This is a genomic window from Larkinella sp. C7 (assembly GCF_006149005.1).
Classification (GTDB): Bacteria; Bacteroidota; Bacteroidia; order Cytophagales; family Spirosomataceae; genus Larkinella.
In genome coordinates this window covers 76,093-102,559 of the sequence record NZ_VBSL01000019.1, presented here as the reverse complement: position 1 = coordinate 102,559, position 26,467 = coordinate 76,093, and the positions used below count along the sequence as shown (strand labels likewise).

Genomic DNA, 26,467 nt, shown 5'->3' with positions numbered 1-26,467 from the left:
CCCCGATACCGATTGGACTCCGGTCAGCATCAGACTCAGCAAGACAGGCAGAGAAAAGAATTTCATAGGGATGGGGTTATTCTGTCAAGTTTTATCAATCAGCACCGTACCATTCATTTACTGATTCCAGATCTCCTGAACGGCGACTTCGGTGTAAAACCGGCCCGATGGATCCAGTTTGGAAAGCCGCTCCACGATGTTGACCTGCCGGATGCTTTTTGCCAGCGTCGAATAGCGGCTCATCAACTGATCCAGCGGTATTAGTGCCACCTGGGTCGCGTTGACGTATACTTTTACCCGGGCATTGTGAACAAAATACTGCCCGGCCTGGGTCTGCTTCGAGGTGCGGACGGCATACGTGAGCGACTCATCCGCCAGCGTGTTCAGAAAACCGTTTACGTCGCTGAAATCCGGTCGTTGAGCCGATACCGGAGCCGCGGGCTGTGGAGCTGCAGGGCCGCCGTTCGTGGCAACCATCGCTGGCTGGGCGGGAGCAACTGCGTTGGAATCGACCGAAGCTGACGATGGTGTGGCTGTCGGATTGGCCGGAGCCACTGCCACCTGGCTGTCTGGCCCCGTCGCGGTGGAGTCACTGGCCAATCCAACCGTGAAGATCGACTCCTGTTTGGCCTGGCGGGCTGCCTGAATGCTCCACATCCGGGTTTGGGTATCGTCGAGCAATTGCTCCCAGGTCACCCGTTCGTTGTAGTGGCAGGCATAATCGATCGATTGCAGGAGCGACCAGGTATAAAAACTCCCTCCCGGAGCGGCTCCCGAAACCTGCCCCCGTTTGCTGCTGGCGACAATGACGCCCCCCCGCTGCTGCAGGAATAACTGGCGAAAAATAGCCGGATTACAGGCCGTACCTTTCACCATTGAGCGGTCCTGGGGGACGTTCTCATCAATCACTTTGTTGCAGCAATCGCCGATGGTGAGGCAAAACCGGGGCTTCTTTTTCATCAATTCCTCATGCATGAGCATGAGGGGAAAGTTGCCGTCGCCGGTCGTATCGATCGCCATGATCGGAAAATTTCCGGCATATTTCGTCAGGTTGAAACCGTGCCCGGTGTAATAAAAAACGACAATATCCTCCGCGCCACAGGTCAATCCTAGGATCGATTTCCGGATGGCAGCGTTGCTGAAATTCTCTTTCACCAGCAAGTCCGGTTTATAGGCGTAGCCAATGCTTTCGGCAATTTTACTAAACTGCTCATGGAAGCGAAGAAGATCCAGTTGGCAGGCCCGGGCCAGGGTTTTATCTTCGGTAGCCCCAATCATGATGACATGGAAAGTGGGTTGAGTTTGAGCCTGAAGCGTTGTCAGGCTGACAAGACAAATGCAAAACAAGACGATCGATCGCATATAGAATTTGATTTTGTACCCATCCATGTCCGTGACCGGACTCAGGTTATCACCTTTTTTGAAAAAAATTTGAAAATAAAAACCGCCCGCGACCGAAGGCCGCTTCTGGCCAGGCCATACCTCTATATTACCTAATTCGCGTTTTGGTAAACAAGGTAAAATTAGCCATACCATACAGGCTAACAATACCTACTTTTGGGTATTTCTACTAAGGAAAACAGGACATAATCGCTGTTATCGGCAGGATGTAGATGGACACGCGGATTTGATGGATGCCTGTTCTCTCCGGCTCACTTCTCCCGTTCTGATTCTGAGGATTATATCTCGTTTAGCGTGACTAAAAACTACACCATGTACCACTACAGGAAGGCCTTCGGCTTTCGCCTGAACCAACCTGCGCGCTTCTTTCATTGTCTGTTAGAGATGGAAGTGTTACAGGAATTCTGACTGGAAGTGTGTGGAATGAAACTACGAGTGAAGAGCAAAAATACGTGGTATTCTTACAAATAAATACGGTTTTTGATTAAAATTAATCAGGAATTTTTATTCCCTTTCCGGTTAGGTTATAAAGGCCGGATGGTCAGAATTGCCGTGGAATTAGTGAAACAATACAAACTGATAATCAAACCCTTCTTGAATAATTTCATAAAATTACCCAACCGATCACTACAATTCTATTAGGCAGGCATATGGTTTTTAAGGCTTCACCAGCGACAGAATAAACAGCACCAGCCCGCCAATGAAGAGGATGGCCGAAAATAAAACCGCAAAAATCATCAGAAACCCCTGACTACCGGTTTTGGGCATCACAATCAGGGAATCTCTCTCTTTAAACCGACCAGTTTGCGGATTTATCAACTTAAAACGACCTTCCTGCTCAATAGTAAATTCAGCAATGGGAATAATCCGGCTGCCGGACCCATCTTTCCGCTGCCCGAGCAGGTTGACAAATGCATGCACAGCCACGGTTTTTCCCGTCATTAAATCGGACATTTCAAACGGAATATCCGTCGGAATTATACCGGTTAACGAAGGGCGTTTGACCGCGATTTCGTACGCGCCGGGCTGTTTTAACGGAAACTCAAAATCTGGCACCAGCGCCGAGTCTTCAATTTTCGTTCCGGCTGTATAAACGCGAATCAATTTGCCAATGCTTTTGAAGAGCAGCAGGAAACCCGCTACCATCAGCAAGGCGAATAAAATCGTTGACCAGAATGGAAACATGGGTAAATAGAAATGTTAAAATTCGAGAAGCAATCCCTGCTCAGGAAAAATCAGTTTTAATTTCAGCGTATTATTTTCCCGAAGTTGTTTTTTAATCACGGCTTCGTTGGTTCCCGCCGGTTTGATGTGTGTAATCACAACCGGCAATCCGTCCAGGGCTGCTGCACCGGTCAATTTGCTCAAAGCCGTCAGTTCGTGCATCAGCCAGTTGGGTGTTAAATGCCCATACAACTGGTTATCCGGTTGCTCGTTCGGATACGAAACTTCGATCAATAGCCCCTTTAGCTTTTTCGATTGAACCAGCGGGGAAACCGCCTGCCAGAGTTGCGACAGATGCGTTGATTTTTCAATTAAATCCGGGCCGGTATCGCCCAGGTACAGCATATAATCTTCGCCGTTTCGGATCAGAAAAGCCGCACTCTGGTACGAATTTCCGTGACTCAACGGAAAAGTTCGCACGCTCATGCCCGTCGCTTCGATGGGAATTTCCCTCTCCGGCGAAAGAACCGTATACCGGTATTTGCTCAACGCCGGCTGATCCCCCTCGTTGGCCAGATTGGGCCAGCTTTTCCAGTTGAAATAATTTTTTTTGAGGATGTCAAGGCAAGCCGCCATTGCATAAATCGGCTTCCGGGCGTCTTCCGTCGAGTTGATGATCAGGCCCGACAAATGATCCAGATGGGCGTGGCTGACCAGGTAGGCTTTGATGTACTCTTTCAGAACGGTTTCGGAGCTAACTTTAAACACCTGATTCTGAACCGCTTTCTCAATCCCGGCATGAAGCGTTCCGGCATCCAGGCAGATGTATGCCTCCGTTCCCTGTGGTGCCAGCAGATAAGCCGAAAGATTGCTTTCGTCGATACCGCCTTTCACCCCCAACGGAATCACTTTAAAGGTTGACCCGGACGGTTTTTGCGCGAAGGCTCCGGAGAATACGAATAGAAAAAAGAAGACAGGTAGAAATCGGACAGCCATGGAGCAAACGGGTTAGCCGTTTAAAACTACACGATTTCCGCCACCAATTCAAGGCTTCACCCGATCCCACCACTTCCGGACCGGCCCCAGCCAGTCGGGAGCGTTCAGCAAAGCCGGGTGATGCAGGGCCTCCAGCACCTGCCGGGCAGTCATCCGGCGGTCGGGCGACACCGTCAACAGCCGGTCGATCAGCCGCTCACTGGCCTTCGACAGCCCGGGATTCAGCTTGTGGGGAGCGAGGTAATCGCCTTTCTGAATCCGCCGGCCAATTTCACTTTGCGTGTTTCCACCAAACGGGGGCTGCCCCGTCAGCATTTCGTACAGCAAAACCCCCAGCGCCCAGCAGTCGGACGCGGAACTGCTCCGGCCGGAAAACTGCTCGGGGGCCATCGAAGACGCCGTACCGATCAGGTGGCCTTCGTGCGTCAGCTTCGGTGAAGTAGCCGCCCGCGCCAGTCCAAAATCCAGCAATTTGGCTTTTCCGGGTCGGGCAATTTTGATATTTCCCGCTTTCAGGTCCCGGTGAACGATGTCGCGGCTGTGCAGATATTCCAGCGCCGAGGCAATCTGGGCCAGCAGTTTCCAGGCGGTTTCTTCGGGAAAAGGCCCGTTTTTTCGAATATGCTGCTCGATGGTCGGCCCTTCGATGTATTCCAGCACCAGGCAGGAAAGGCCATTTTCCACAAAAAACTCGTACACGAGCGCAATGTGCGGATGCCGCAGCGAGGCCTGTACGGCGGCTTCGTTCCGAAACCGTTCGGCCTGCTCCATCCGGCTCAATAGCTTGATGGCCACCGTTCGCTGCGTCGCGGTGTGGTAGGCCTGGTACACCTCGCCCATCCCGCCCGAACCCACCCACTGGGTCAGCGTGTATCCTCGTATTGGTTGGTTCATGGCTCACATGCGGTTTTTCTTACCCCAGAACCGTGGCCGCCAAACGGGTCAGGTTCATCGAGCGGGCGTTGGAATCAATGATGTCGCGGTACAAACCACCGTCGCGGTAGAGCGATTCGTGGGTTCCCTGCCCCACAATTTCTCCTTCCTGCATGACATAAATCTGGTCGGCGTCCATGATCTGGCTGATGTTGTGCGAAATGATCAAAACCGTCCGGTTCTGCTTGATCGCATCGAGGCTGTCCTTGATCTGTTCGGTCGTAATGGCATCGAGGCTGGCGGTGGGTTCGTCGAGCAGCAGCACCGGCGGGTTTTTCAGGAAAAGCCGCGCAATCGCAATCCGCTGCTGCTGACCACCCGACAGGGCGCGGGCTTCGGTCTGGTAACCCTGCGGCAACTGCAACACCTGATCGTGTAGACTGGCCTGGCGGGCGGCTTCCACCACAGCCTCAAAAGGCGTGTCGAGCTTGCCATAGCGGATGTTTTCTTCGACGGTACCGGCAAAAATGTGGTTTTTCTGCAATACCAGCCCGACATTCTCCCGAACAAACTCGCTGTCGTAGTCCGATAACAGTTGCCCGTCGAGCAGCACGCGGCCCCGCGTCGGGTCATAAAAACCGGCCAGCAGATTCAGTGCCGAGCTTTTCCCGGCCCCCGACAAACCCACCAGGGCCGTCACCTTGCCGGGTTGCAGTTCGAGCGTAATGTTCCGCAACGCCTGTTTGCCGTTGGGATAGACAAAATCCACGTTTTGCAGGGCAAAATGCCCCTTCCAGATGGGTGATTTCAGCGAACCGCGCTGGAGCATGTAGGTGTTGTTCTCGATCATATCGAAAAAACCTTCGGCATACACCAGGGCCTCGGTGTACTCGTCGTAGATGCGGTGCAGGTGCCGAACCGGCGCCGACACGTTGTTGAACAGCATGATGTGCAGCAAAATGGCACCAACGGACATCTGGCGGTTCAGGACAAAATAGATCGTTACGACAAAAACCAGCACGATTCCTACCTGCTCGGCAACGCTTTTCAGGCCATCGAAGAGGTAATTGGTGCGGTGGTGGCGGATTTCGTTCTCGGCCAGCCGGTGGTTCAGGTCGTGCTGGCGGCCCTGTTCGTAGCCTTCCCGCACGAAGGATTTAACAACAAAAATGGATTCGAGCAGACCAAACAGCGCATTGGCCTTGTTTTCCCGGATTTCCTGAATATTCCGGCGAATCTGCTTCTGGCGATTGGTCTGTTCGCGGCTGATGTAGGCATAAACCGGCAGCACAAGGGTGGCGACAACGCCCACCCCGACATTTTTGTTATAAATCAGAATCAGCGCAAAAGCGGCATTGGCCAGCATCGGCACAATGTCCACAAACAGGTTTTTGACGGTTTTTGTCAGGCTCTCGATGCCCTTGTCGATGCGTTTTTCGAGCTTTCCGGTCTGGTTTTGGCCCAACGCAAAAAAGGACAGGTGGTATGAAACAATCCGCTGGATGGTGTAATCGTAGAGATCGGCGGCCATGCGAAACCGGATGCGGTCGCTCAGAAACTTCTGCCCCAGTTGTACCAATAAGCTCAGGACTTCCTTGGCCAGCAGAATCACGACCAGCGTTCCGACCACCCAGCTTACTTCCTGTTTGTCAATGGGTTGTTTCAATAATTTCTGGACAGTATTGACCGTGTGTTCCATCACCAGGGGCGTCACCTGGGCGAGCAAGGCACCGATGGTCGTCAGCAGCAGGGCCAGGGCCAGACTTCCCCGGTAGCTCCGGACGAAGGGCCACAATTTTCGGATCAACAGGAACGTATTCATCAGATCATCTGGCGGATAAATTCCTGGGTGTTCAGTTTACCGTCGGTCTGGTAGTCGTAGAAAAGCTCGGTCATCGAGGCCACGATGTGCGGATCTTCGGTCAAAAAAGCCGTCAATTTGGTGGCCCGGCCGCTCGTGCTGGAACCGCTGCCGAGAATACAGACGCACAGACCCCGGTAGATTCCCGGTTTGTTTTCGCGGGGGGCGCTGATGAACAATTGAACGGGCAGCGTCTTGTTGGCCTTCGTAATCCGGATACCCAGTTCCTGCATTTCCCGAATCGCCTGGGTGTGTTCGGCATACAATTGATTCACCAGCAGCGCTTTGGGATCGGTCGGTTCGGTTGCCGACGACGGAATTAAAAACCGGTTGTGATGCGGAACGCTGTCGGTTTGGCTCAACAGGGCGTTGCTGCCGGGGCGGTAGGTTTCTACCAGAACATGCTCGTTGATAACTTTGCCGAGGTATTTCAGAAAGGCGTGACTCGCTCCTTCGTTCTGGTCGTTGAGGGTCACGAACTCGACATGGGCGTCGCTGCCCATATTCTGGAGGTAGATGGCGGCTCCTTTCAGCTTGTTTTCCACGTCCGTGCAGTCGCGTTGCAGCCCTTCGGCTTTGCGGGCGTAGTCGAACTGGGTCGCATTCCGGAGTTCGTGCGGTTTCAGGTCGGCGTGTTTGGCGACGTAATCCATCCGAAACGGCGCAATGCCTTCGACCCGGGCAGTATTGGACAGAACGAGCAGATCATTGCCCTGCGACTGTGCCGATTCGACCACCCGGCCAATGCCTTTCAGCACCTCGTCGGAGCCTTCCATCAGCAACACCTTTTCGTTGACTTTGCCGCTCACGTCGATCATCAGTGTGTTGAGCGACTGCGTAGCCTGCACCAGCAGATTGGTCTGGGTTTTGATGTGCTCCATTTCCTGCTGATTCAGCCGTTCCTTCAGGCGGTTGGCTTTCTCCGTCGTAACCGTGACGTACAAACCGATGAAAATCCCGACAATCCCACCGAGCAAACCGGCAATGTCGAGTTCACGGATGTATTTGTCGAGACCCGGATTGAAATACGCCCGGGCATCCGTCCACGTTCCGGTTACGGGATCGATTTGAAAATCAGACAAGTAATGCGTCGTATCGTGAAAGACATAGTACCATTTCAAACCCAGTGAAATCAGTAATGCCAGAAAAGGAATCATGAAAAACGCCGTGAAGAGCAGCGGGTGATTCCGGATAATGTCGTAGAGTACCGCAAAAAAACCGTCATTTTGGGGATCGGATTCGGCGGTACGAACCGGTTGAGGAGCGGGGGTAGAAACAGCGTGCATGAGAGCCTTTGTTAGATGGATTGACCGTAACAAAGGTCTCGTTCTGGGCTCCCCCATTCAATCCGCAAAGACCTACATTTTGGGTACAGGAAAACCTATAGTTTCGGTGTACCGGCCGGAAGAACGGTGAGGAAGAGATGCCCTACCGCCCCCCGGAAGCAACGCCTAAATTGGCTAATTTTTTATACAGCTTTGTAAGTAATTCCTGGGTTGGCCCCAGCCAGAACTCGCTCCAGCTTACCGAAGTCTGCGCCTTTTTTCCCAGAACGGTTTTGAGTGTATTATTCCGACGTTTGAAATAGACCAGATAGTCGTCACAGACCCGAACGATGGACAAAGTATCATCTTTACGTACCTGATTAGTAGTAATCAGCGCAGCAAGATAAGCGCGGGCGTCTTCTTCCGTATCGGTGTAGGTAAGATTCGTGCTGTTGCCATCATAATGGACAACGATATAGTCTTTCATGGTTGATTGGGGCATCTTTCAAAGAAGTATACAATAGTAACAAAAATTGAGTATTTGTACGCAATAAAACTTGATAAAAATTACTATCCCTGGAAAAAATATTATTTAAAGGTTGCCATTATCGTCGATTGGTTGTAACCGGCGAAGCAACCCAGGCCACCCGTGATGGTATTGGGCAATAAAACCGGCTCCGCAAACGGGTTTCCATCCGATTTTTTTTGCAGTTCCAGGGCCTGGTGATACTTGTAATAAGCCTCATCCACATGGAGTAAGCTCGCCTTCACGGTGGCCTTGTCATACAGGTTAACGAACGTCATTTTATCAGACACAGTCTGGGTTGTCGTGGGACTCTGGTTCAGAAGCCCCCGGTACGATTCCAGCATTTTACCATCTCTGGCACCGTCCGACAACAGCGTGTTGACGGTTCCCAGCGATTCAAACAGAACCGGCGTGGTTTCAGCCTTGGGTTTCGTGCCTGCTTCCGCTTTGCAGGTAGGGCACGACTTCGCATAGGCAAAGACCCCAATAGTCTGGTAATAGTTGGTTACGGACGGCGCATCCTGCCAATAATACCGGACAAAATATTCTTTCTGACGGCTGGCGTCCTCCGACGAATCGAGCCGGACCTGTTGCAGGCGCAGGGCCTGCGGAATCGTACAGACACCGGAGGCACTCAGGCCGTCGGGGGTTTGCGCCGTGAGCTGATACGTCTCGCCCGCCCGAATCGGAAATTTTTTCGGATCAGCCTGGTAATAATCGTTCTTGCCGTTATACGTGAGTTGAATCGACCGGCTACCGGCCGTGAGCGTTACTTTGGCATCCCGGACCACGCCGTAATTTGTCGTGTAATTGGGGTCAGCGACGGGGCGGGTACTGTTCACCTTGATGGCTAAAACCGTGTCCTGCGGAGAAATGAATCCAATCAGGACCAGCTTTTTAGCGACTTGCGTTAACCCTTCGGGCTCAATTTCCTGACGCATATTCTGGCAACTGGTGGCCAATAGCATAACAAGCAGAGATACAACGTATATCCGTTTCATGGTAATAAGTGGGTAAGACAGAGAGTTATTCACTAAAACCGCACAAGGAGTACTCCATTGCACTCCTTGTACTTCAGAACCCGCACAACGGTGCTCCATTGCACCAGTTGCACTTTAAAAACCGCACAGGAGTGCTCCATTACACCCACTGTACTTGATAATCAGGGGTACAGGGGTGCTCCATTACACCCACTGCACATTGATGATCGTACAGAAATGCGCCATTGCATTCGCTGTACGGGATTGTATTCAATACTCGGTTTAAAACTTGAACGTGTAACTGACCGTGGGAACGACCGGAAAGAGCGAATACCGATAGAGCACCGACTTCGACGGTTTATTGTCGATTTCCACTTTCCCTTCCAGCGAATAATAAAAAGGATTTCGCCGGTTATAGGCATTGTAAACACTTAATTCCCAAATACTTTCGCGCGATTTTCTCCTGGTATGGTATTGCAGGCTGAGGTCCATCCGGTGGAAGGCTTCGGCCCGGAAACTGTTCTTTTCGCCGTAATCTTTCACGTTTCGGGTGTCGATAAACGGGCTGGCGGTGGGGTTGGAATGATCCGGGTTATTGGCACTCACGGCGTACCGCGACAGCGGAACCGTCAGGGCCTGCCCGGTTCCGTATACCCACGTTCCCGATACCGTCCACCGCTGACGGAGCTCATATACGCCAACCACCGAGAAGTCGTGCCGACGGTCGTAGCGCGGAAAGAATTTCCGGCCGCCGTTCAGATCCGCAAACTGCCATTGCGTCCACGACAGCGTGTAGCCCAGCCACCCGGATAAGCGACCGGTTTTTTTCTGGAGCATCACCTCGCCCCCATACGACCAGCCTTTCCCCGCCGTCACATTATCCTCCCAGCGGGCGGGTGCTCCCGTGGCCGTGGTGTTGGTCAGCAGAAAACTGGCACCCTCCTTGTAGCTGATGTTGTTGGTCATCGTTTTGTGATAGCCCTCGACGGTGAGCGCAATGTCGGCGTTGAAATCTTTCACAACCCCAATGGCCAGTTGTTCAGACTGTTGCGGTTTCACCCGGTCGGTGGTGGGGACCCACAGGTCGGTGGGCAGACCGGCACCCGAACTCGACAGCATGTGTACATACTGGTTCATCATCGCATAGGCTCCTTTCAGCGTCCAGTCGGCTGGCAGTTTGTAGGCCACCGACAGGCGGGGCTCCGGCCGGACATACTGCGCATCTTTGTGCCAGAAATAACTCAGCCGCAACCCGGCATTGATGCGCCAGCGGTTTGTTGGTTGCCAGAAATCTTCGGCATAAACTCCGGATTCAATCACCTCGATGGCCTGATCGGCCCGCATCGACGGTGAGCCGGTTTCCAGCTTGGCCGAAACCACCGCGCTGGGCGTAAACCGGTGAGACGTTGCCTGAAAACCAAACCGCAGTTGATGCGTCGACCCGGCATAGACATCGAGGTCGTGTTTCAGCGTAAAATCCCGGATGCCCGACAGATATTCCAGCCGGAAAACCGCCCCGGCCTGGTTGGCAATCGTGGCCGTTTCTTCGTTGGAAACCCGCATTTTGTACTGACTGAAAACCAGCGCTGTATGACCCGATACGCGATTGGAAAACCGGTGGCTCCAGCGCAGGGTACCCGTTGAATTGCCCCAGCCAAGCCCGGATTCAAGTGTGCGGTCGTTATAAATCCGCTGGCTGGTGAACTGATCGGCTCCCGTGTAACCACTCAGATAAACGCGGTCGCGCGGGCCCAGGTCGAACGAAATTTTGGCGTTGTAATCGTAGAAACCGGAGCGGGTCGGAAGGCCGGATTCCGGGCCCGGCGAGAGTGCCTGCGTCAGCAATCCCAAATAACACTGCCGCGCCGACACCAGAAATGACGCTTTGCCTTTCTGCAACGGGCCTTCGAGCGTTAAGCGGGAAGCAATCAGACCGATGCTGCCCGTACCATGCAGGTTGTTCTTATCGCCTTCTTTCATGCCCATTTCGATGACCGACGACAGCCGACCGCCGTACCGCGCCGGAAAACCGCCTTTCGTCAGTTCGACTCCCTTCAGGGCGTCGCCGTTGAATACCGAGAAAAAGCCGAGCAGGTGGCTGGGATTGTAGACCACCGCTTCGTCGACCATGATCAGATTCTGATCTGGCCCACCGCCCCGGACATAAACGCCCGCGTTTCCTTCCGATCCTTTCTGAACACCCGGCAAAAGCTGGATCACTTTCAGTACATCTTTTTCGCCCAGCAAAGCCGGTATTTTTTGGAGCTGGGCCATCGGAACTTCGATGCGGCTGAGTTGGGCATTGTCGCTGTCTTTTGGCCGGGCCAACTGACTTTTAACCAACACTTCGGTCAGGGTTTGCCCGGGCGTCAGGTATATGTCAAGTGTCTGCTTAGCGTTTGGAAGAAGGGTGCGGGTGATTGTTTCGGAACCCACAAATGAAAAAATTAGTGTCAGGCTATCTTTGGCCGGAACGGACAAGGTATAAAAACCGGCGGCATCGGTAACCGTCCCCGTCTGGTGGCCGGCCCAATAAACGTGAACGCCGGAAAGAGGCTTGCGATTGCCCATTTCCCAGACAAACCCCGACATGGTTGCCGGGGTTTGTGCTGCCGCAGAAATGGTCGCTAATGCAAAAAATAGCTTTGCAAGAGTAGAGGATGCTTTCACAATATCAGACAGAGAATAGTACTAAGTACTTTTACTTAATGCAAAGTAAATACTTTATCAGACATGTTGAGTAACCAAATCACAAAAAAAGTAAATAAAATAATTTTTGCATGCATTTGAAGGAGCAAATAAATACATTTATTTGCTTGAATTACAATAAGTTAATCAATATTTAACAAACAGTAAAAATTTTATTGGACGCTAATTTTAATCGAATTTTAATTTTTTAGAAACTACCTAAAGCAGAAATAATTACCTTTTTCACAACCTCCAAATACTGGAAACAGCATAAATAATTACTAAGTATCAGCTAAGTAACCACCGGCAGTTGATACGGGATGACCCATCGAGCGCGTCCCGCCATCGTCCTTTCCGGTCGGTACGGGAGTTGGTCACAATGCGATTAGAAAATAATAAAACGAAGAAAGACCACTCAATCACTTTTCAAAGTGATTAGTTGTCTGGAGAATTTTTGAGGGTTATTATTGTCTGATAAATACTTATACCAAAGTTGGCTGTCAGAAGTTTTTAACCCGATACTTCTTTAAAAGAAAATATTTCAAGCCAATTTAGTCTTCATTTTGTCCTATCTCTGCACTGAAAGACGCTGTAGCTGTCTGAAAATTCTCAAATAATCAACGAATTATGTTGGTTAAATACAACTGAATAACCCTCGTCATCGGGAAACAACCGGCGATTTCAGAAAAACGCATAAACTGTACTTATTTAATATGGATTCATTTTACTCTCAACGTGTATGATTAGTCTTGTATCCAGGGTTTATTCCCTTCCTTCCCGTGCTGCCGGTACGCGAAAGGACACCCCCAGGGTTTATGCGCGGGTTGGAAAGCGCTTATTTGACCTTTTCCTTACCGGTCTGCTTACCGCTCTCGTGCTCATCTGGCTTGTTCCCCTGATTGCGCTGGCCATCAGCCTGACCTCACCGGGGCCGGTTATTTTTGCCCAACTCCGCACCGGCCGGAACGGACGCCCGTTTCGGTGTCTTAAATTTCGGACAACGGTTTATCATCCCCGAAAAAAATACCACGCTACCCACCAGCAGCAAGCCGACGTCACGCCCGTGGGCCGGTTTCTGCGGAGCAGCCGTCTGGAAGAAGTACCGATTTTTTTCAATGTGCTGCTCGGCGATATGAGTTTGGTTGGCCCCCGCCCCCACACGCTTCAATACGATGCTCAATACTGGACGGTACCCGGTTATCGCGAACGCCAGACGATGCGTCCCGGCCTGACCGGCCTGGTTCAAACCCGCCTGGATACTGCTGCGACGCCGGGACTGATTCAACTGCCATACGCCTTTCGCTACGACCGCTGGTATGCTCGTCAACACTCGCTTTGGCTGGATTTTAAAATCTGCTGGTGGGCTATTACGAGCCGGTCGAAAGCCCTAAGTTGAATCAAGCGGTGGCAACACACGCTAATTAACAGACAACAATTGTGACCAAAAATGGAAAATAGTAACATAATGGCATAGTGTTTGCTAACGTTTAAGAAAGCTATGCACTCATCGTTACTTTTCCATGAATACCGCACGTACCAGTATCAAAGTTAGAGACCGCAGAGGGAGAGCTGTCACGATCTCTGCCAAACAAATCCTCTTTTTTGAAGGCTGGAGCAACTATAGCCGTATTTTTCTCAACAAACAGAACGGTTTTGTTTCTAGTTATACGCTGAAGGAACAACAGGAATACCATCCTTCCTTCTGGCGTATTTCGCGGTCACATCTGGTCAATCCGGAGCATATTATTCAGATGGATTTGCACGATATGCACAATAGCTGGGTTGAATTATCAGACGAAACCCGCCTTTCGGTCAGCCGTCGGAGAGTCAAATCCATTGTCACACTGGCAAAATTCTTCAACCTGCTGGTTTCCTGAAAACAGGCCGATACTGCCTGTCGGGAAACGAATGAGAATGCCCGGTAAGCGGTCGTCGACCCCCATACTGCCATTTACTCAACGCTAAACATGAAAGACAGGCATGGCCTGGTGTGTTGCTGTCTGACAGCCCGGGAGGGCGTTTAGAAGCACCACCGGGCCTGTTGCCGATGGCTTTCAGGCCCCTGCATCGCTTCGGCACGCCCAGCTCCTCCACCTTGCGCAGAGTTGGTTTGCAACGGGCTTATTGTGATTCGTACTCAACGTGTAACGTAAAAATGCTGAATCGGTATCACTGGTTTTATTACCGGCTGCGATCTTTATCGACCGCAGAAGTGGGCTTCCGGCTGCGCCAGTATTTCCAGAAACAAGCTGACAGGCAACAGGTTGGATGGAAAGCAAACGTTTTCCTGGCAACCTGGCCGGAGCGTATATTCGGCCTCTCTTCCGGTAATGTTCCGGCGTTTCCCTTTTTACACGAACAGAAGATTTTTGAACAGACGCTCGACTATCGCTATCCGATCGACTGGCACCTCGACCTGAGTACCAACAAACGGTTTCCGCTCACTTACACGAAGGAAATCAACATTCAAAACGCGGCTTTTGGAAATGTCGAATACGTCTGGGAAGTCAACCGGTTCCTTTTTCTGCCGGCGCTGGCGCTGCGTTACCAGCTCACGGCCGACCCGCGGGAATTAAGCCGGCTTATCACCCTCATTTCGTCGTGGGTGAAGGCAAACCCCTATCTGCTTGGCGTCAACTGGTACAGCAATCAGGAAGTGAATATCCGGCTGATTAACTGGTTTATCTGCTGGAATATTCTGGATGCGTCTGTTCTGGCAAAAACCGACCCGGTTTTTCAGCGTTTTGTCGAATCGGTCTGGCTCCCGATCATTTACCAGCACTGCCTGTATAGCCGCAACAATCTTCCGTTTCCTTCGACTGCCGGGCACCAGCTCATTGCTGGCTATGCGGGTTTGTTTGTCGCCAGTTCGTTGTGGAAGTTTCCGGAATCGCTCGCCTGGCATTCGTTCGCCCAAGGTGGTCTGGAACAGGAAATGCAGCGCCAGCAGGGAGCCAACGGGATCAATCCAAAAGGGACCGCCGGTTCCATTTCTTTCATTACGGATTTGTTTCTCCTCCCCTACCTGACCGGTTTACGCACCGGGAATCCGTTTTCCGCACGCTACGCCCATCAACTGGAGAACCTGTTTTCGTATATGGCCCAGTTGCCCGACGAACAGGGCCACGTTCCTGCCTACGGCGATGAGGGCAGCGGGTATCTGTGGTATCTGGATAACCCGACGCCGACCGGCAATTTCCGGTCGCTGCTCTCGGCTTCAGCCATTCTGTTTGGTGATCCGCTTTCCAAAGAACGATCGCACGGTTTCGATCTGAAAAACCGCCTGCTTTTTGGCGACGAGGGTCTTCCGAAATTCAAGGCTGTTCCGCCCCGGAAAACGAGCCTGGGGAGCCAGTTTTACCCGGCAGAAGGCCATTACATCCTCCGTAAACAGGAGGCCGGTACCGGCGAAATTTACGTCCATTTCAACGCAGCTTCGCTGGATTCTTCGGCCTTGCCCCCCCACGGTCATGCGGATGCGCTGTCGTTTGTCATACACGTCGATGGACAGCCTTTTTTCGTCGATTCCGGCACGTATGTGCAATATTCAACTTCGGATTGGCGCCGGTATTTTGTCAGTACCCGTGCCCACAACACGGTTTGTATCGACTGCGAAAATCAGGCATTTCTGGACGATGATCTGCGGTGGCTGAATCCGTACGTCATCACGACTCACAAAGCCGAAATCAGTGACTTTTCGGACGAAGTCATTGCCTCCCACAACGGGTATGACCGGCTCGGGTGTTCACACCAGCGCCGGATGGAGTTCGATAAACGAAACAATCGCCTGCTGATCGACGACCAGGTCGAAAGCCGTCGGGCCGGGACTCGTACGGTTGAGGTTCTTTTTCACGTTCATCCGGCCATCCGGTTCCGGGCCAAAGGCCGCAATCATTTTATCCTTTCGCACCCCCAAACGAAGCGGCTGGTGGTGCTGCATATCGATCCGGTTTTGCAGGTCGAGGTCGTCAACGGCCAGCAGCAGCCGGACTTGCTGGGGTGGTATTCGGCGGGCTTGTATCAGAAACAGGCTACCTGCGTTTTCAGAGCCTATCTAACCCTGGGGGCCGAACGGCGCGTGGAACTACAGCATCAAATCACTGTGCAATCCTGAGCGAAAACCGGGCCTGTAAAGCGCAAAAGATAGTAACATGGATAGAGTAGTTAAGAAAAAAACCAGTCAATTGACTGGTTTTTTCTTTCAAATAACCTGATATTCTCACTATTAAAAATCTATTTGCAAGGTATTAGTTTCCATACAGCAAACGAAACCCTTTTGTAAACATTTGGCGGGCAATTTCGGGCGAAACCACTAGAAATGACGTATTGTCGCGGGCAACAATCTGGGCGTTCAAACCTTCCATAAAAAACTGGTTCGCACACCCGATGGCTTGCGGCAGGTTCGTAAAACTACAGGACTGCAATTGAGTGCGTGACCGGTTTGAAGTCGTCAGGTAGGATGCGTTCTTGAGCGTGTTCATTAAAAGTACAGTTACGGTAAGACAGTTCAAAGGTAATAATCCGTAAATAAATTAAGTAATAATACTTATCAAATTTATTATTCGGTAGTAAATTTAAAAGCTAGAAAGCATCAAATACGGTTACAAACCAGGCAAATACAGAAATACGTAAATATATTTTCCTATTTTTCAGAACCAAACCGCATTCCAACACAAAGCGCATTTCGAAGTGGTCGTGGGTTGCCTGCAAAGGAAGACTACCGGTAAAAGTGGCCCGGCATTTTTTACGTTTACATACAGCGTTTTACATTTAATTATCCCTTTCGGTTCCACCGGTTTTTCTACAACGAAATACAAAGCCCTTCTTATATAGAAAGCCTGCCTCCAGGGGAAGCAGGCTTTTCTGTTAGTCCAGGTTATTAAATTGATTGTCTCAGGAGACTTACTCCTTGAGTACTTTCAGCGTACGGAGCAGTCCTTCGCCCCGCTGAATCTGGAGCAGATACATTCCGCCCGGCAAGCTGTTCGATTGCACGTTGAGGGTAGCTTTGCCCGGTTCAATCCGCGTGTCCTGGTCCGAAACCGGGAGTTGCTGTCCCGTCGGCGAAACGATTGAAAAACGATAGGGTGCCAGCGGTACGATCTGTTCCTGGGATTCCAGCGGCAGGTTTACCGTGATCTGATCGCGGAACGGATTGGGATAAACGCCCCAGACGGCCGATTCGGCGTTGGGCATGGGGTTCGCCCCCGAAATTTCGGCGTTTTCCCGCTTACCGGAAACATTCCTCACGTAGAATGTAATCAGCCGCGTGACGAGCTGGTTGCCCTGAACATTGGGGTTTTTGTAACCCGTCACTTTCAGCATGTAAATACCAACCAGGGGCGGAATTCCGCCGTTATCGCCCACCAGCGCCCAGGGTGCGAAATTTTCCTGAAAATTGACGTTTTTAGGACCGCTCAATTCAAATTTCACACTCAATACCTTCGTCTCAATTTCGAAAAAGATGTTGATCATCGCCGGCAGCGTATTCGCCATCAAAACCGTTTCGTGGTTCAACTCCTGAATGAAGTTCTGCGGTTCGGGCCCTTTTCCGGCTTTGTAAAGCTTTATGACGATGTTTTCTTTTACCGTCATGCTGTAGGTGACGATCGCAGAACCGGCCTTGTTGTCGATGGCCTTTACGGTCACTGTAACGGTTTGTGCCGTTGTGGGAACACCGCTGATGACACCGGTGGCAGCGTTGTACGAAAGCCCTTTCGGCAAATTGGTCACCTCGACCGACGTGATGCTGCCATCCGGATCCGAAAAATGCGACTTGCCAAGCGTATAGGAATAGGCAATGCTGATTGTTGCTGTTTGGCTGGGAAGTTCACGCACCAGAACGGGCAATTGATTGGCAGGAGCCTCGTTCACCGTGAGCCGGAAGGTCGTCGTCACGGAGCCTTCCCGGTTATCCGTCGCCGTTACCGTCACCGTCGTGGTGGAGGGTGCCGTGGGTATTCCGCTGATCACCCGCGTAGCGGGCGTATACGTCAGCCCGTTGGGCAAACCGCTCACAATGTCCACTTTCGAAATGCTGCCATCGGAATCTGTAAAGACGCCGGCTCCGATGGTATAGCTAAACGCCTGACCGGCCGTTCCGGTCTGATCCGGAATGGACTGTGCCACCACGGGGGAAATATTTTCCGGAACCGGAGCGGGGTTCACCGTTAGCTGGAAGGTGGTGGTCACGAAGCCTTCCTGATTGTCGGTGGCCTTCACCGTCACCGTGGTTGTCACGGGAGCCGTAGGCGTTCCGCTGATCACCCGCGTAGCGGGCGTATACGTCAGCCCGTTGGGCAAACCGTTCACGATTTCCACTTTCGAAATGCTGCCGTCTGAATCCGTAAAGACCCCGGCCCCGATGGTATAGCTGAAAAGCTGCCCGACGGTAGCGGTTTGATTCGGAATCAGGCTGCTGACCTGCGGTGCCTGATTATCCGGCGGTGAGGGCGACGCCACAACCACCAATTTGAATGCCACCGTTGCCGTTTCACCATCATCATCGGTGGCCGTCACACTAATCGTTGCGGTTTCGGGCTCCGTCAGGGTTCCGGTAATGGTTCGGTTACTCTGGTTGTAACTCAGGCTGGCGGGCAAGCCGCTGACGGCCATGCTGGTGATGGTTCCGTCGGAATCGCCAAACGTTTCAAGCGGAATCTGAAAAATGTACGATTGTCCAACGGTAACCGTCTGGTCGACCGGGGCCTGAACAATGGCCGGTGGCAGATTGGGGATGGGGGCCGGTTTGGGTGCAGCATTGACCGTAATCCTGAAGGATGTAGTGGCCGTTGCACTCAATGCATCCGTCGCCTTCACCGTCACCGTTGCCACTCCCTCGGCGGTTGGCGTCCCGCTGATTAGGCGGCTTCCTGCATTGTAGGTCAGTCCATCGGGTAAGCCACTCACCTGCGTAGTGCTCAGGTTGTTATCGGGATCGGTAAAAATACCGCTGGCCAGGGTAAAGGCGAAAGGCTCTCCCACGCGGGCCGTTTGATCCGGAATGGTCTGGCTCACCACCGGCGGGCGGTTTTGGGGAGCCGTTGCAACCACCACCGTGACCAGCGAGGGCGTATACCCGCCCTGACCATCCGATACAATCAAACTGGCCGTAAATGTACCGGCCTGGGTAGGTGTGCCATTCAATGTACGGTTTGCCTGGTTGTAGGTCAATCCAACTACACCACCGGACATGGCATAAACGAGCGTCTGGTTCTCATCGTCCGTAAATTCCGGAATCGTATACGAAAAAGGAACATTGACCGACGCATAGAGGATGGGAATTGGAACCGCCGTGGGGGGCGTATTGCCCGGTTCTGCTACCTGGGCCGTACTGGACGGACAGTTCAGCGTGATCGGCGAGCCCTTCAGATAATAATCCGAATTTTCGATCCTCATGCTGATGACGTGCGGTTTGTCGTCCTTGACGCTGGCCGGGATCAGGAACTGGTACCCGTGCAGACCGTTGCCTTTTTTGGCCGCCACCAGGTCCGGCCGGTTGACATTGGCGGTAAAGGTGCCGATCACATTCAGACCGTCGAGTACTTCCACCGGCATGGGCGTATTGGGCAGATTCCGATCCCAGACCCAGCCCCAGATGTCGCCCTCACAGTTGTATTTGTCGAGATACCCTTCAAAATTCCCGGTCCGTTTCACCACCGGAGCGGTTTCCCGGATGGTAACCTGCAACGGAACCGAAGAGACCACTTCGGAGGGATCGGCAGCCGTATAGGTCAGCGAAAACACGCCCACTGTGGTTGGTGTGCCACTCAGCGTGTTCGTTTCTGCGGAGTAGGTCAATCCTGGCACCGTACCCGCAAGGCGGTGAATCAGGGGTTGCGATTCGGGATCGGTAAACGGTGGCAGCCCGTACGAAAAGGATTTCCCGACTTCGCCCAGGGGGGCAGCGACAACCGGAGCAACCGGAGCCTGGTTGGTTCCACCGGGATCGGTCACCGTCATGCGGAAGCTGCCGGTGACCAGGGCTCCCAGATTGTCACGGGCCGTCAGCGTCACCATGGCCGATTCGACCCGCGTGGGTGTACCGGTAAATTCACCCGTTGTACTCACCCACTGGATGCCTTGCGGCAACCCGCTCGCTGCGACACTCACAATCGAACCATCCGTATCGGTAAAAACCTGCCCAATCGAATAGCTAAAGGGTTGACCCACGGTAGCCAACTGGTCGGCCAGGGGCTGGCTCAAAATGGGCAGGCTATTGATAACCGGGGCTTCATTTCGAAGCAAATCTTCATCCAGTTCAATCCGTACCGGTTTGTTTCCGTTCTGTGCATACCGCTGCCCCCAGCGCTCCTGGGCAATCACATGGTTCTTTAAAATATCGGACAGCTTATAGCCAATGGCTGCCCCGACGGTTTGAACCTGGGTAACCGGCTGGTTCAACAATCCGTTGTTGACCACCATCGTAATCAGATCCGTCAGTTTTTGCCGGGCATTTGTGCCGCCAAAGTTGGCCAGTGTCAGCATTTTGGCACCGTGTTCAAAACACTGGGAAATTTGCTCGTAATATTTCTCGGTCGATACCGACGTGTGGAACATCCCGTCTACGGCGTTGATCATAAACGCCCCCGGCCGGAGATTCGTCCGAACCACATCCATCGAAAACCGGTGATTGTAATCCGGCCCGTCGTTGAACTTCAGACCATCGACCGACTGGCCCAGGTTTTTGAAGGCAAGCGACGCCCGCAAGCCCGAGAGCCGGTCCCAGACGCACCCGTGCTGGTTGACAACAACGATGCCCGGATCGACCCCCTTGACGGTGCTGTTGATCTTGTCGATAAACCCTTTCAACTGGCGGTGCCGAAACACATACCAGTCTTCGCCCCGAACACCGGTGTGCGACGCATACGGGTTCGAAGGAACGTGGGGCAATGGCCGCACGCGGCTCCACTCACTGAAGTCGGTTCCCCAGCGTTGGTTGAGCTGGGCCAAACTGTAGCGAGCCTGCAGATACTGGCGAAATGCTTCCAGTTCCGATAGGCTGTAATCGTAGGGAACCACGTATTTGTTGCCCGACGGGGGATCGTAAACCGGCGAATATTCAGCCTCCAGCGCGGGCGAAGACACCACTGAGAAAAACAGAAGCTGGCCCTGTTCCTGGAGGTAATGGTAGCGGTTGGCCGCTTCCAGCACAAACGCGTTGGCCCGGTCGACGGTTGGTTTGTGTGAAAACGAAAACTGGATGATTCCCTTGGTCAGGTTCCGGGAGCTGTCGGCCGCCTGCATGGTTTCATGAAGCCCCCAGAAGCCGCCAAGCCGTACGGCATCACGACCGACATGGACCCGCAGCGCAATCTTCAGACCCAGCCGTTGGGCCGTCTGGATGTGAGAATCGATCACATCCCAGCTCGCGCTGCTTTCGACCGTAGGATAAACCCGGTCCCAGTTGATGGTGATTTCAACGGCATTACAGCCCGTAGCGGCCGAGTGTTCGATGCGTTCATCGTCGATGCGGGCATCCGTCTCAAAATTAAAAATCGTCAGACCGAGGTAACGCTGACTATCGATCACAGGCGGAGCAAACCGGGCATTTTTCGCAGCATGAGGGGGCGGAGTGTCCGCCGGGCGAGCCATGGCAAACTGAAAAGATGCAACAAGAAGCACTGCTATTTTAAGAACATGCTTCGGAAATGGGACAGGGAAACGAGAACGCCAAATGCGTACAGGTAGATTTGAAATCATAAGTACCGTTGAGCAGTTTTGTGATCCAACAAAAGGGTATTTGCCTAAATACCCCGTTTTCTTCTCTTACACTTCATACAGGCCATCCTTTGCCATTAAACTATGGACATAGGTATGGATTTACGAATCCTTTTGTCTGATAATTAGTACTCGATTTGCTAGCGAGAAGAATAATGCAAAAGCGGTGCCAATGGAATTTTTTGTTATTGTTTGGTACAAATACTTGAATTCCAGATATTTGCAAGCCAACTATTTTATTAAAAAAAATCTAGAGAACGGTTTTTCATTCATTAGCCGCCACGCAAAATCGTGAAACCAGCAAATTTTATAACGCTATAATTACCGATAAATATGGCCGCTAAACGAATTGGCAGGACGACTTTTAACCTCCTCCGCAACCAGCGCGTGGCGATTTCAGAAAGGGTAAATGCTACAAGGAATGTTCCGGTATTGTAGAATGATCGTTCGACTAATGTGCATCGATTTTTAGGCCCACATGAGCAAAAAAACGACTATTTTCAGCCATGAATCGGTGTGAACCGGACCCACCCAATCCGTAGCGTTTAAAGGTTTCCTAAAAACCATGCCACAGTACCGACAGATTAACGAGATCAATTTTGAAGCCCTGACCAACCGGACTTTCCACCCATCGCCCGGAGCCTGGGAAGACCAGGTGCTCTATTTTCTGCTGCTGGATCGGTTTTCGGATGGGCATGAACAGGGCTTTCTGTCGAATGCGGGCGAAATCGTTCATTCCGGCACGACCCCGGTTTTCACCCCTTCCGATGCAGAAAATGCCGTACAAACCGCGTCAGAAGCAGCAAAGTGGCGGGCGGCAGGGCGTCGTTTTGCCGGCGGAACGTTGAAAGGGTTACAAAGCAAGATGGGCTATCTGAAACGACTGGGGGTTACCGTCGTCCGGATCAGTCCGGTTCTGAAACAGGCCCATGCCCAGGAAACGTATACGGGAGATGGTATTCAGAATTTTCTGGCTGTCGAACCCCGGTTTGGCACGCCCGAAGCGCTCCGCGAAGTGGTGGCAACGGCCCACACGTATGGTCTATACGTCATCCTGGATATTATCCTCAACCACACGGGCGATGTGTTTGTCTACCAGTCCGGGCAACCAAACTACCACCAAGGGGACATGCCCCATCCGGTGATGGGCTACCGCGACCAGTATGGCAATCCGTCATTGCCGTTTAAACCCATCGACCTTACCAAACGGCCGGATGCCTGGCCCGACGGCGCCGTCTGGCCCGCCGATTTTCAGGAGCCATCGACCTTTTCGCAAAAAGGGGCCATTCGGGAGTCGGCCACCGCTTCCGAATGCATCGAAGGCGATGTAGCGTCGCTGAAAAACATCCACCACGGCCACGGTTCCGTGGCCGACTACCACCCGGCCCCGGCTTTGAAAGCACTTTGTGAGGTGTATAAGTTCTGGATGGCCTACGCCGACCTCGACGGCTACCGGATCGACCCGGCTTATCTCCTGGCCCCCGGCGCAATCCGGTATTTCACCGGCGTTCTGAAAGAGTTTGCCGCCGGCATCGGCAAAGAGAATTTTTACCTGATCAGCGAACTGACCGGCGAGCGGCAGCAGGTCTGCGCGACGTTGGAACAAATCGGGCTGGATGCGGCTTCGGGCATCGACCATCTACCCGAAAAATTGACCTCCGTGGTGAAAGGATACCGGAACCCCACCGATTACTTTAATCTTTTTCGCCATTCCGAAGCGATCGGCAAAGGGTCACACACCTGGTTTCGAAACCGGTTTGTGACTGGTTTCGACGATTCCAATTCCATTGGCAACAATAAAACCCGGTTCTGCGCCGATCCGGGGGCCAGCCGGCAACTCCTGGCCGCTGTGGGAATCCTGGCCACCACGCTGGGAATCCCGTGTCTTTATTACGGCACGGAACAGGGTTTCGACGGGCAGGGTGATGTTCATTCCATTCGGGAAGCCCTGTTTGGCGGGAATTTTGGGGCTTTCCGGAGCCGCCAGCGTCATTTTTTTCGGGAAGACCAACCCACGTTCCAAGCCATCGCCCGGATTCTGGCGCTTCGAAAACAGTACCTGGCGTTGCGACGAGGGCGGCAATACCTGCGGCCTATTTCCGGCGACGGTATTCATTTCGGGCTTCCTACCCTGCTTGGCGATCCAATGCGCTCCGTTGTGCCCTGGTCGCGGCTTTTCAACCGGCAGGAAATCGTCTGTGCCATCAATACCGACCCGGACAACGAGCAAACCGCCTGGGTAACCATCGACCATGAGCTCCACCGGCCCGGAACGTTGTTAACGTGCCTGTATTCGACCCTTCCCGCCCAGATTCAGTCAACGACCCGGGTGGAGGTTCGCAATGGGCGCGCCATCCGGCTCACTGTTCCGGCGGGCGGTTTTGTCATCTATGCCTGACCCTTACTCCGGGACATACGGGCCACCGGTTTCACCCCAGCCCCAGGTCGGCATCGGCGCATTGGCCTGAACAGGGTTGTCGGTCGCTGTCGAATTCAACACCGCAATCCGGCTTCCCCATTCCAGATACCCCAGCAGGGCAGAACGAAACTCCGGGTCGTCGGGCAGGCCAATTTCATCCGCGCTTTCGAGCAGCAGGCTCATCCACCGACGCCGTTTGGGCTCGTCGAGCTGCTTACCGAGGTGATGCGCTACCATGCTGGCGTGGCTTCCGCCGTCAGTTTCCGTGTAGTGTTTCGGTCCGCCAAAAACTTCGCCAATAAAATGGGCGACATGGCTGGCGTGTTCGGGCGACATGTGCCGGAAGACGGGTTCGAGCAGTTCGTCCTTCAAAACTTTCTGATAGAAGAGCGTCGTCAGTTGTTCCAGTCGGTCGGTGCCTCCCAGCCAGTCGTTTAGCGTGGGGGTGGTACGTTCGTTCATCGTTGTGTCGTCAGTGGCTCCAGCTTCACCAGTCGTATTGAACCAGCAACAGCCCGATCGTAATCAAGGCCGGCAGAGCCTGGGTGAAGAAGATTTTTTTATCCGCCGTCAGGGTTCCGTAGAGCCCGGCGACGGCCACGCAGGACAGAAAAAAGAGGGCCACGTTGGCGTGCCATACCGGGTCACTGATCAGTAGTGACCAAACCAAACCCGCAGCCAGAAAACCGTTGTACAAGCCCTGATTGGCCGCCAGGGCCTTGGTTGCAGGAAATAAATGAGCCGGGAAATTTCTGAATACTTTCGGTCCCCGGGTGGTCCAGGCGAACATTTCAAGCCAGAGGATGTAGAGATGGAGCACCGCCACCAGCCCAATCAGGATTTTAACCAGCATAATTATCGCGTTTAAAGTCTCAAAGCTCAGCTTATCCGTTTACTCCATCAGCCAGATCCGGTCGGTTTCGGCCCCCTGCTCCGTCCATTCCACCAGCACCCGCTGCGATTCCAGCGTGTTGACGCGCTTGCCGATGTAGTCGGGTTTGATGGGCAAATCGCGGTTGTACCGCCGATCGATCAGCACCAGCAGTTCAATCGTTCGGGGCCGTCCGAAAGCCGTCATCGCGTCGAGTGCAGCCCGCACCATTCGCCCCGTCGAAATCACGTCATCGACCAGAATGACCTTCTTATTTTCAATCAGAAATGGCACATGCGTTGTATTGGGACGCAAGGGTGACTCGCGCCGGCGAAAATCGTCGCGGTAAAAAGTCGCATCCAGGTAGCCCAGTGGTATTTCTTTCTCTAACGTCCGGCTCAGTTCACGCGCAATCCGTTCGGCAAAATAAATGCCGCGCGGCTGCATGCCCAGCACCACCGTTTCGGCAAAATCCTGGTGGTTTTCAATCAGTTCCTGACACAACCGGCTGATAACAATCTCCAGCAACGGACTGGCGAGGATAAGGCGTTTTTGGTTCATGAACGAAAGATAGTAGTCGGTTTTCAGTTTTCGGTTTTTCCGCAGGTGTTTTTTGTTGAAAGGTTTCTGCGAACTTTGCAACCGGATTCAATTGATGAACCCCTCAAAAACGGTTTTCTATGAAATTTCTCATCGCCGGGCTGGGCAACATCGGCCCGGAATATATGCTGACCCGTCATAACGCCGGTTTTATGGTGTTGGATCGGCTGGCGGCTCAACACGGTTTTAGTTTTTCCACCAACCGCCTGGCCTACACCGCCGAATGGCGTTACAAGGGGAAAATTATCCACCTCATCAAACCCACGACCTACATGAATCTGAGTGGTCGGGCGGTCAGTTCATACCTGAAACAATTCAGCATACCCACTGAAAATCTGTTGGTTATTACCGACGACAAAGATTTGCCGTTCGGCAAGCTGCGACTGAAGCCGAAAGGTTCGGCGGGTGGTCATAACGGACTGCGCAGCATCGATGAAGTGCTGGGTACGCAGGAATATGCCCGGCTTCGGTTCGGGATTGGCAACGATTTTTCGAAAGGGCGGCAGGTGGACTTTGTTTTGGGAACGTTTCCACCGGAAGAGCTGGCGGAATTGCCAGACCACCTCGACCGGGCTGGTGAGGCCGTGCTTAGTTTTTGTACTTCCGGGCTACAGCACACGATGAATTTTTTCAACCAAAAATAGAACTATTTAAAGATTTTTGCAATTTCTGAAATAAAAATTTCCTTTGGCTAAATTGTGCGATTTGGAGTATATTGTTTCAATATAGCGGTTAAACAGCATAGAAATGGCGCTATAACGTATTACAAATCAATACCATACCACCCATTACCACTACTATTATTAAAAAATAAAATTTGTACTCTTAAAATTTATTGCGATATTTGCATTGTTCTTCAACGGGAGAACAATTGAACAAAATCAGGAATTTCTAAGTTAATTTGAAATAAAAAGATTTTGTTGCGTTACTTCTGAATTATTGTTGCGTCTTAAGTGTAGTTAGAGTATAAAGCTGCCGGACGGTATGATTTAAAAGACAGAAGGAAACAGCTAAGTCATTCAAGAAGAAAAGGTTAAGGGTTTAGGAATAGTCAGTATAAAGCCTCTCGCAATGATCGGGAGGCTTTATCTTTTTTATAGCGA

Annotated in this window: 19 protein-coding genes; 5 read left to right on the top strand and 14 right to left on the bottom strand. The window is 52.3% G+C overall.

The features are described from left to right. Window positions 1-117: 117 nt before the first annotated feature. From FH871_RS28425 to FH871_RS28385, 9 genes are all read right to left on the bottom strand, one after another. Window positions 118-1,362, bottom strand: a complete 1,245-nt coding sequence (locus tag FH871_RS28425) for a caspase family protein (protein WP_171062986.1) — start codon at window positions 1,360-1,362, stop codon at window positions 118-120. Between the two features lie 696 nt (window positions 1,363-2,058). Beyond that, window positions 2,059-2,586 carry a hypothetical protein gene (locus tag FH871_RS28420; RefSeq protein WP_138994807.1) on the bottom strand — a complete coding sequence of 176 codons (528 nt, stop codon included), beginning with the start codon at window positions 2,584-2,586 and terminating at the stop codon, window positions 2,059-2,061. A gap of 15 nt (window positions 2,587-2,601) precedes the next feature. Continuing rightward, entirely contained in the window at window positions 2,602-3,561 is a 960-nt protein-coding gene (locus FH871_RS28415; RefSeq protein WP_138994806.1) for an MBL fold metallo-hydrolase, read from the bottom strand. A 48-nt stretch (window positions 3,562-3,609) separates the two neighbouring features. Beyond that, the gene (locus FH871_RS28410; RefSeq protein ID WP_138994805.1) at window positions 3,610-4,455 is read right to left on the bottom strand and encodes a serine/threonine-protein kinase; all 846 of its coding nucleotides are present in this window, start codon (window positions 4,453-4,455) and stop codon (window positions 3,610-3,612) included. A 19-nt stretch (window positions 4,456-4,474) separates the two neighbouring features. Further along, window positions 4,475-6,256, bottom strand: coding sequence for an ABC transporter ATP-binding protein (locus tag FH871_RS28405; RefSeq protein WP_138994804.1), 1,782 nt, complete (start codon window positions 6,254-6,256; stop codon window positions 4,475-4,477). Beyond that, window positions 6,256-7,581, bottom strand: a complete 1,326-nt coding sequence (locus FH871_RS28400; RefSeq protein WP_138994803.1) for a hypothetical protein — start codon at window positions 7,579-7,581, stop codon at window positions 6,256-6,258. The genes FH871_RS28405 and FH871_RS28400 overlap by 1 nt, the downstream gene beginning before the upstream one ends. Window positions 7,582-7,723: 142 nt before the next feature. Then, window positions 7,724-8,047, bottom strand: a complete 324-nt coding sequence (locus tag FH871_RS28395; RefSeq protein ID WP_114408084.1) for a hypothetical protein — start codon at window positions 8,045-8,047, stop codon at window positions 7,724-7,726. Between the two features lie 101 nt (window positions 8,048-8,148). After that, the gene (locus FH871_RS28390; protein WP_171062985.1) at window positions 8,149-9,087 is read right to left on the bottom strand and encodes a DUF4249 domain-containing protein; all 939 of its coding nucleotides are present in this window, start codon (window positions 9,085-9,087) and stop codon (window positions 8,149-8,151) included. Window positions 9,088-9,348: 261 nt separating this feature from the next. Continuing rightward, window positions 9,349-11,658: a TonB-dependent receptor gene (locus FH871_RS28385; protein WP_138994801.1), complete on the bottom strand. Its 2,310-nt coding sequence runs from the start codon at window positions 11,656-11,658 to the stop codon at window positions 9,349-9,351. A gap of 835 nt (window positions 11,659-12,493) precedes the next feature. Between FH871_RS28385 and FH871_RS28380 the strand changes: the two genes are divergently transcribed. The 3 genes from FH871_RS28380 to FH871_RS28370 all read left to right on the top strand — a co-directional run bounded on the left by FH871_RS28380 (window position 12,494) and on the right by FH871_RS28370 (window position 15,868). Beyond that, entirely contained in the window at window positions 12,494-13,150 is a 657-nt protein-coding gene (locus FH871_RS28380) for a sugar transferase (RefSeq protein WP_138994800.1), read from the top strand. Window positions 13,151-13,274: 124 nt separating this feature from the next. Continuing rightward, window positions 13,275-13,631 (top strand): LytTR family DNA-binding domain-containing protein, encoded by a 357-nt coding sequence (locus tag FH871_RS28375; protein ID WP_114408088.1) that lies wholly within the window; start codon window positions 13,275-13,277, stop codon window positions 13,629-13,631. Between the two features lie 278 nt (window positions 13,632-13,909). Further along, window positions 13,910-15,868 (top strand): alginate lyase family protein, encoded by a 1,959-nt coding sequence (locus tag FH871_RS28370; protein ID WP_171062984.1) that lies wholly within the window; start codon window positions 13,910-13,912, stop codon window positions 15,866-15,868. Between the two features lie 133 nt (window positions 15,869-16,001). Here FH871_RS28370 and FH871_RS28365 read toward each other — a convergent pair whose 3' ends face one another. Then, window positions 16,002-16,235: a hypothetical protein gene (locus FH871_RS28365; RefSeq protein WP_138994798.1), complete on the bottom strand. Its 234-nt coding sequence runs from the start codon at window positions 16,233-16,235 to the stop codon at window positions 16,002-16,004. A gap of 421 nt (window positions 16,236-16,656) precedes the next feature. Beyond that, window positions 16,657-21,348 carry a putative Ig domain-containing protein gene (locus FH871_RS28360; protein WP_171062983.1) on the bottom strand — a complete coding sequence of 1,564 codons (4,692 nt, stop codon included), beginning with the start codon at window positions 21,346-21,348 and terminating at the stop codon, window positions 16,657-16,659. Window positions 21,349-22,039: 691 nt separating this feature from the next. Between FH871_RS28360 and FH871_RS28355 the strand changes: the two genes are divergently transcribed. Beyond that, window positions 22,040-23,872 carry an alpha-amylase family glycosyl hydrolase gene (locus FH871_RS28355; protein WP_138994796.1) on the top strand — a complete coding sequence of 611 codons (1,833 nt, stop codon included), beginning with the start codon at window positions 22,040-22,042 and terminating at the stop codon, window positions 23,870-23,872. 3 nt (window positions 23,873-23,875) lie between these two features. On the opposite strand, the gene FH871_RS28350 is transcribed toward FH871_RS28355, so the two are convergent. Genes FH871_RS28350 through pyrR form a run of 3 tightly spaced genes read right to left on the bottom strand, consistent with a single transcriptional unit; the run spans window position 23,876 to window position 25,325 of the window. Beyond that, window positions 23,876-24,355 (bottom strand): group II truncated hemoglobin, encoded by a 480-nt coding sequence (locus FH871_RS28350; protein ID WP_138994795.1) that lies wholly within the window; start codon window positions 24,353-24,355, stop codon window positions 23,876-23,878. 25 nt (window positions 24,356-24,380) lie between these two features. Continuing rightward, entirely contained in the window at window positions 24,381-24,752 is a 372-nt protein-coding gene (locus tag FH871_RS28345) for a DUF1304 domain-containing protein (RefSeq protein ID WP_138994794.1), read from the bottom strand. 33 nt (window positions 24,753-24,785) lie between these two features. Beyond that, on the bottom strand, window positions 24,786-25,325 hold the full coding sequence (pyrR, locus tag FH871_RS28340) for a bifunctional pyr operon transcriptional regulator/uracil phosphoribosyltransferase PyrR (RefSeq protein ID WP_138994793.1): 540 nt from the start codon (window positions 25,323-25,325) through the stop codon (window positions 24,786-24,788). 119 nt (window positions 25,326-25,444) lie between these two features. Between pyrR and pth the strand changes: the two genes are divergently transcribed. Next, the gene (gene pth, locus FH871_RS28335) at window positions 25,445-26,008 is read left to right on the top strand and encodes an aminoacyl-tRNA hydrolase (protein WP_138994792.1); all 564 of its coding nucleotides are present in this window, start codon (window positions 25,445-25,447) and stop codon (window positions 26,006-26,008) included. The last annotated feature ends 459 nt before the right edge of the window (window positions 26,009-26,467 follow it).

Coding starts and splice junctions, on each gene's coding strand:
- FH871_RS28425 (WP_171062986.1), bottom strand. CDS start 1,362: ATGCGATCGATCGTCTTGTTTTGCATTTGTCTTGTCAGCCTGACAACG.
- FH871_RS28420 (WP_138994807.1), bottom strand. CDS start 2,586: ATGTTTCCATTCTGGTCAACGATTTTATTCGCCTTGCTGATGGTAGCG.
- FH871_RS28415 (WP_138994806.1), bottom strand. CDS start 3,561: ATGGCTGTCCGATTTCTACCTGTCTTCTTTTTTCTATTCGTATTCTCC.
- FH871_RS28410 (WP_138994805.1), bottom strand. CDS start 4,455: ATGAACCAACCAATACGAGGATACACGCTGACCCAGTGGGTGGGTTCG.
- FH871_RS28405 (WP_138994804.1), bottom strand. CDS start 6,256: ATGAATACGTTCCTGTTGATCCGAAAATTGTGGCCCTTCGTCCGGAGC.
- FH871_RS28400 (WP_138994803.1), bottom strand. CDS start 7,581: ATGCACGCTGTTTCTACCCCCGCTCCTCAACCGGTTCGTACCGCCGAA.
- FH871_RS28395 (WP_114408084.1), bottom strand. CDS start 8,047: ATGAAAGACTATATCGTTGTCCATTATGATGGCAACAGCACGAATCTT.
- FH871_RS28390 (WP_171062985.1), bottom strand. CDS start 9,087: ATGAAACGGATATACGTTGTATCTCTGCTTGTTATGCTATTGGCCACC.
- FH871_RS28385 (WP_138994801.1), bottom strand. CDS start 11,658: ATGTCGGGGTTTGTCTGGGAAATGGGCAATCGCAAGCCTCTTTCCGGC.
- FH871_RS28380 (WP_138994800.1), top strand. CDS start 12,494: ATGATTAGTCTTGTATCCAGGGTTTATTCCCTTCCTTCCCGTGCTGCC.
- FH871_RS28375 (WP_114408088.1), top strand. CDS start 13,275: ATGAATACCGCACGTACCAGTATCAAAGTTAGAGACCGCAGAGGGAGA.
- FH871_RS28370 (WP_171062984.1), top strand. CDS start 13,910: ATGCTGAATCGGTATCACTGGTTTTATTACCGGCTGCGATCTTTATCG.
- FH871_RS28365 (WP_138994798.1), bottom strand. CDS start 16,235: ATGAACACGCTCAAGAACGCATCCTACCTGACGACTTCAAACCGGTCA.
- FH871_RS28360 (WP_171062983.1), bottom strand. CDS start 21,348: ATGGCTCGCCCGGCGGACACTCCGCCCCCTCATGCTGCGAAAAATGCC.
- FH871_RS28355 (WP_138994796.1), top strand. CDS start 22,040: ATGCCACAGTACCGACAGATTAACGAGATCAATTTTGAAGCCCTGACC.
- FH871_RS28350 (WP_138994795.1), bottom strand. CDS start 24,355: ATGAACGAACGTACCACCCCCACGCTAAACGACTGGCTGGGAGGCACC.
- pyrR (WP_138994793.1), bottom strand. CDS start 25,325: ATGAACCAAAAACGCCTTATCCTCGCCAGTCCGTTGCTGGAGATTGTT.
- pth (WP_138994792.1), top strand. CDS start 25,445: ATGAAATTTCTCATCGCCGGGCTGGGCAACATCGGCCCGGAATATATG.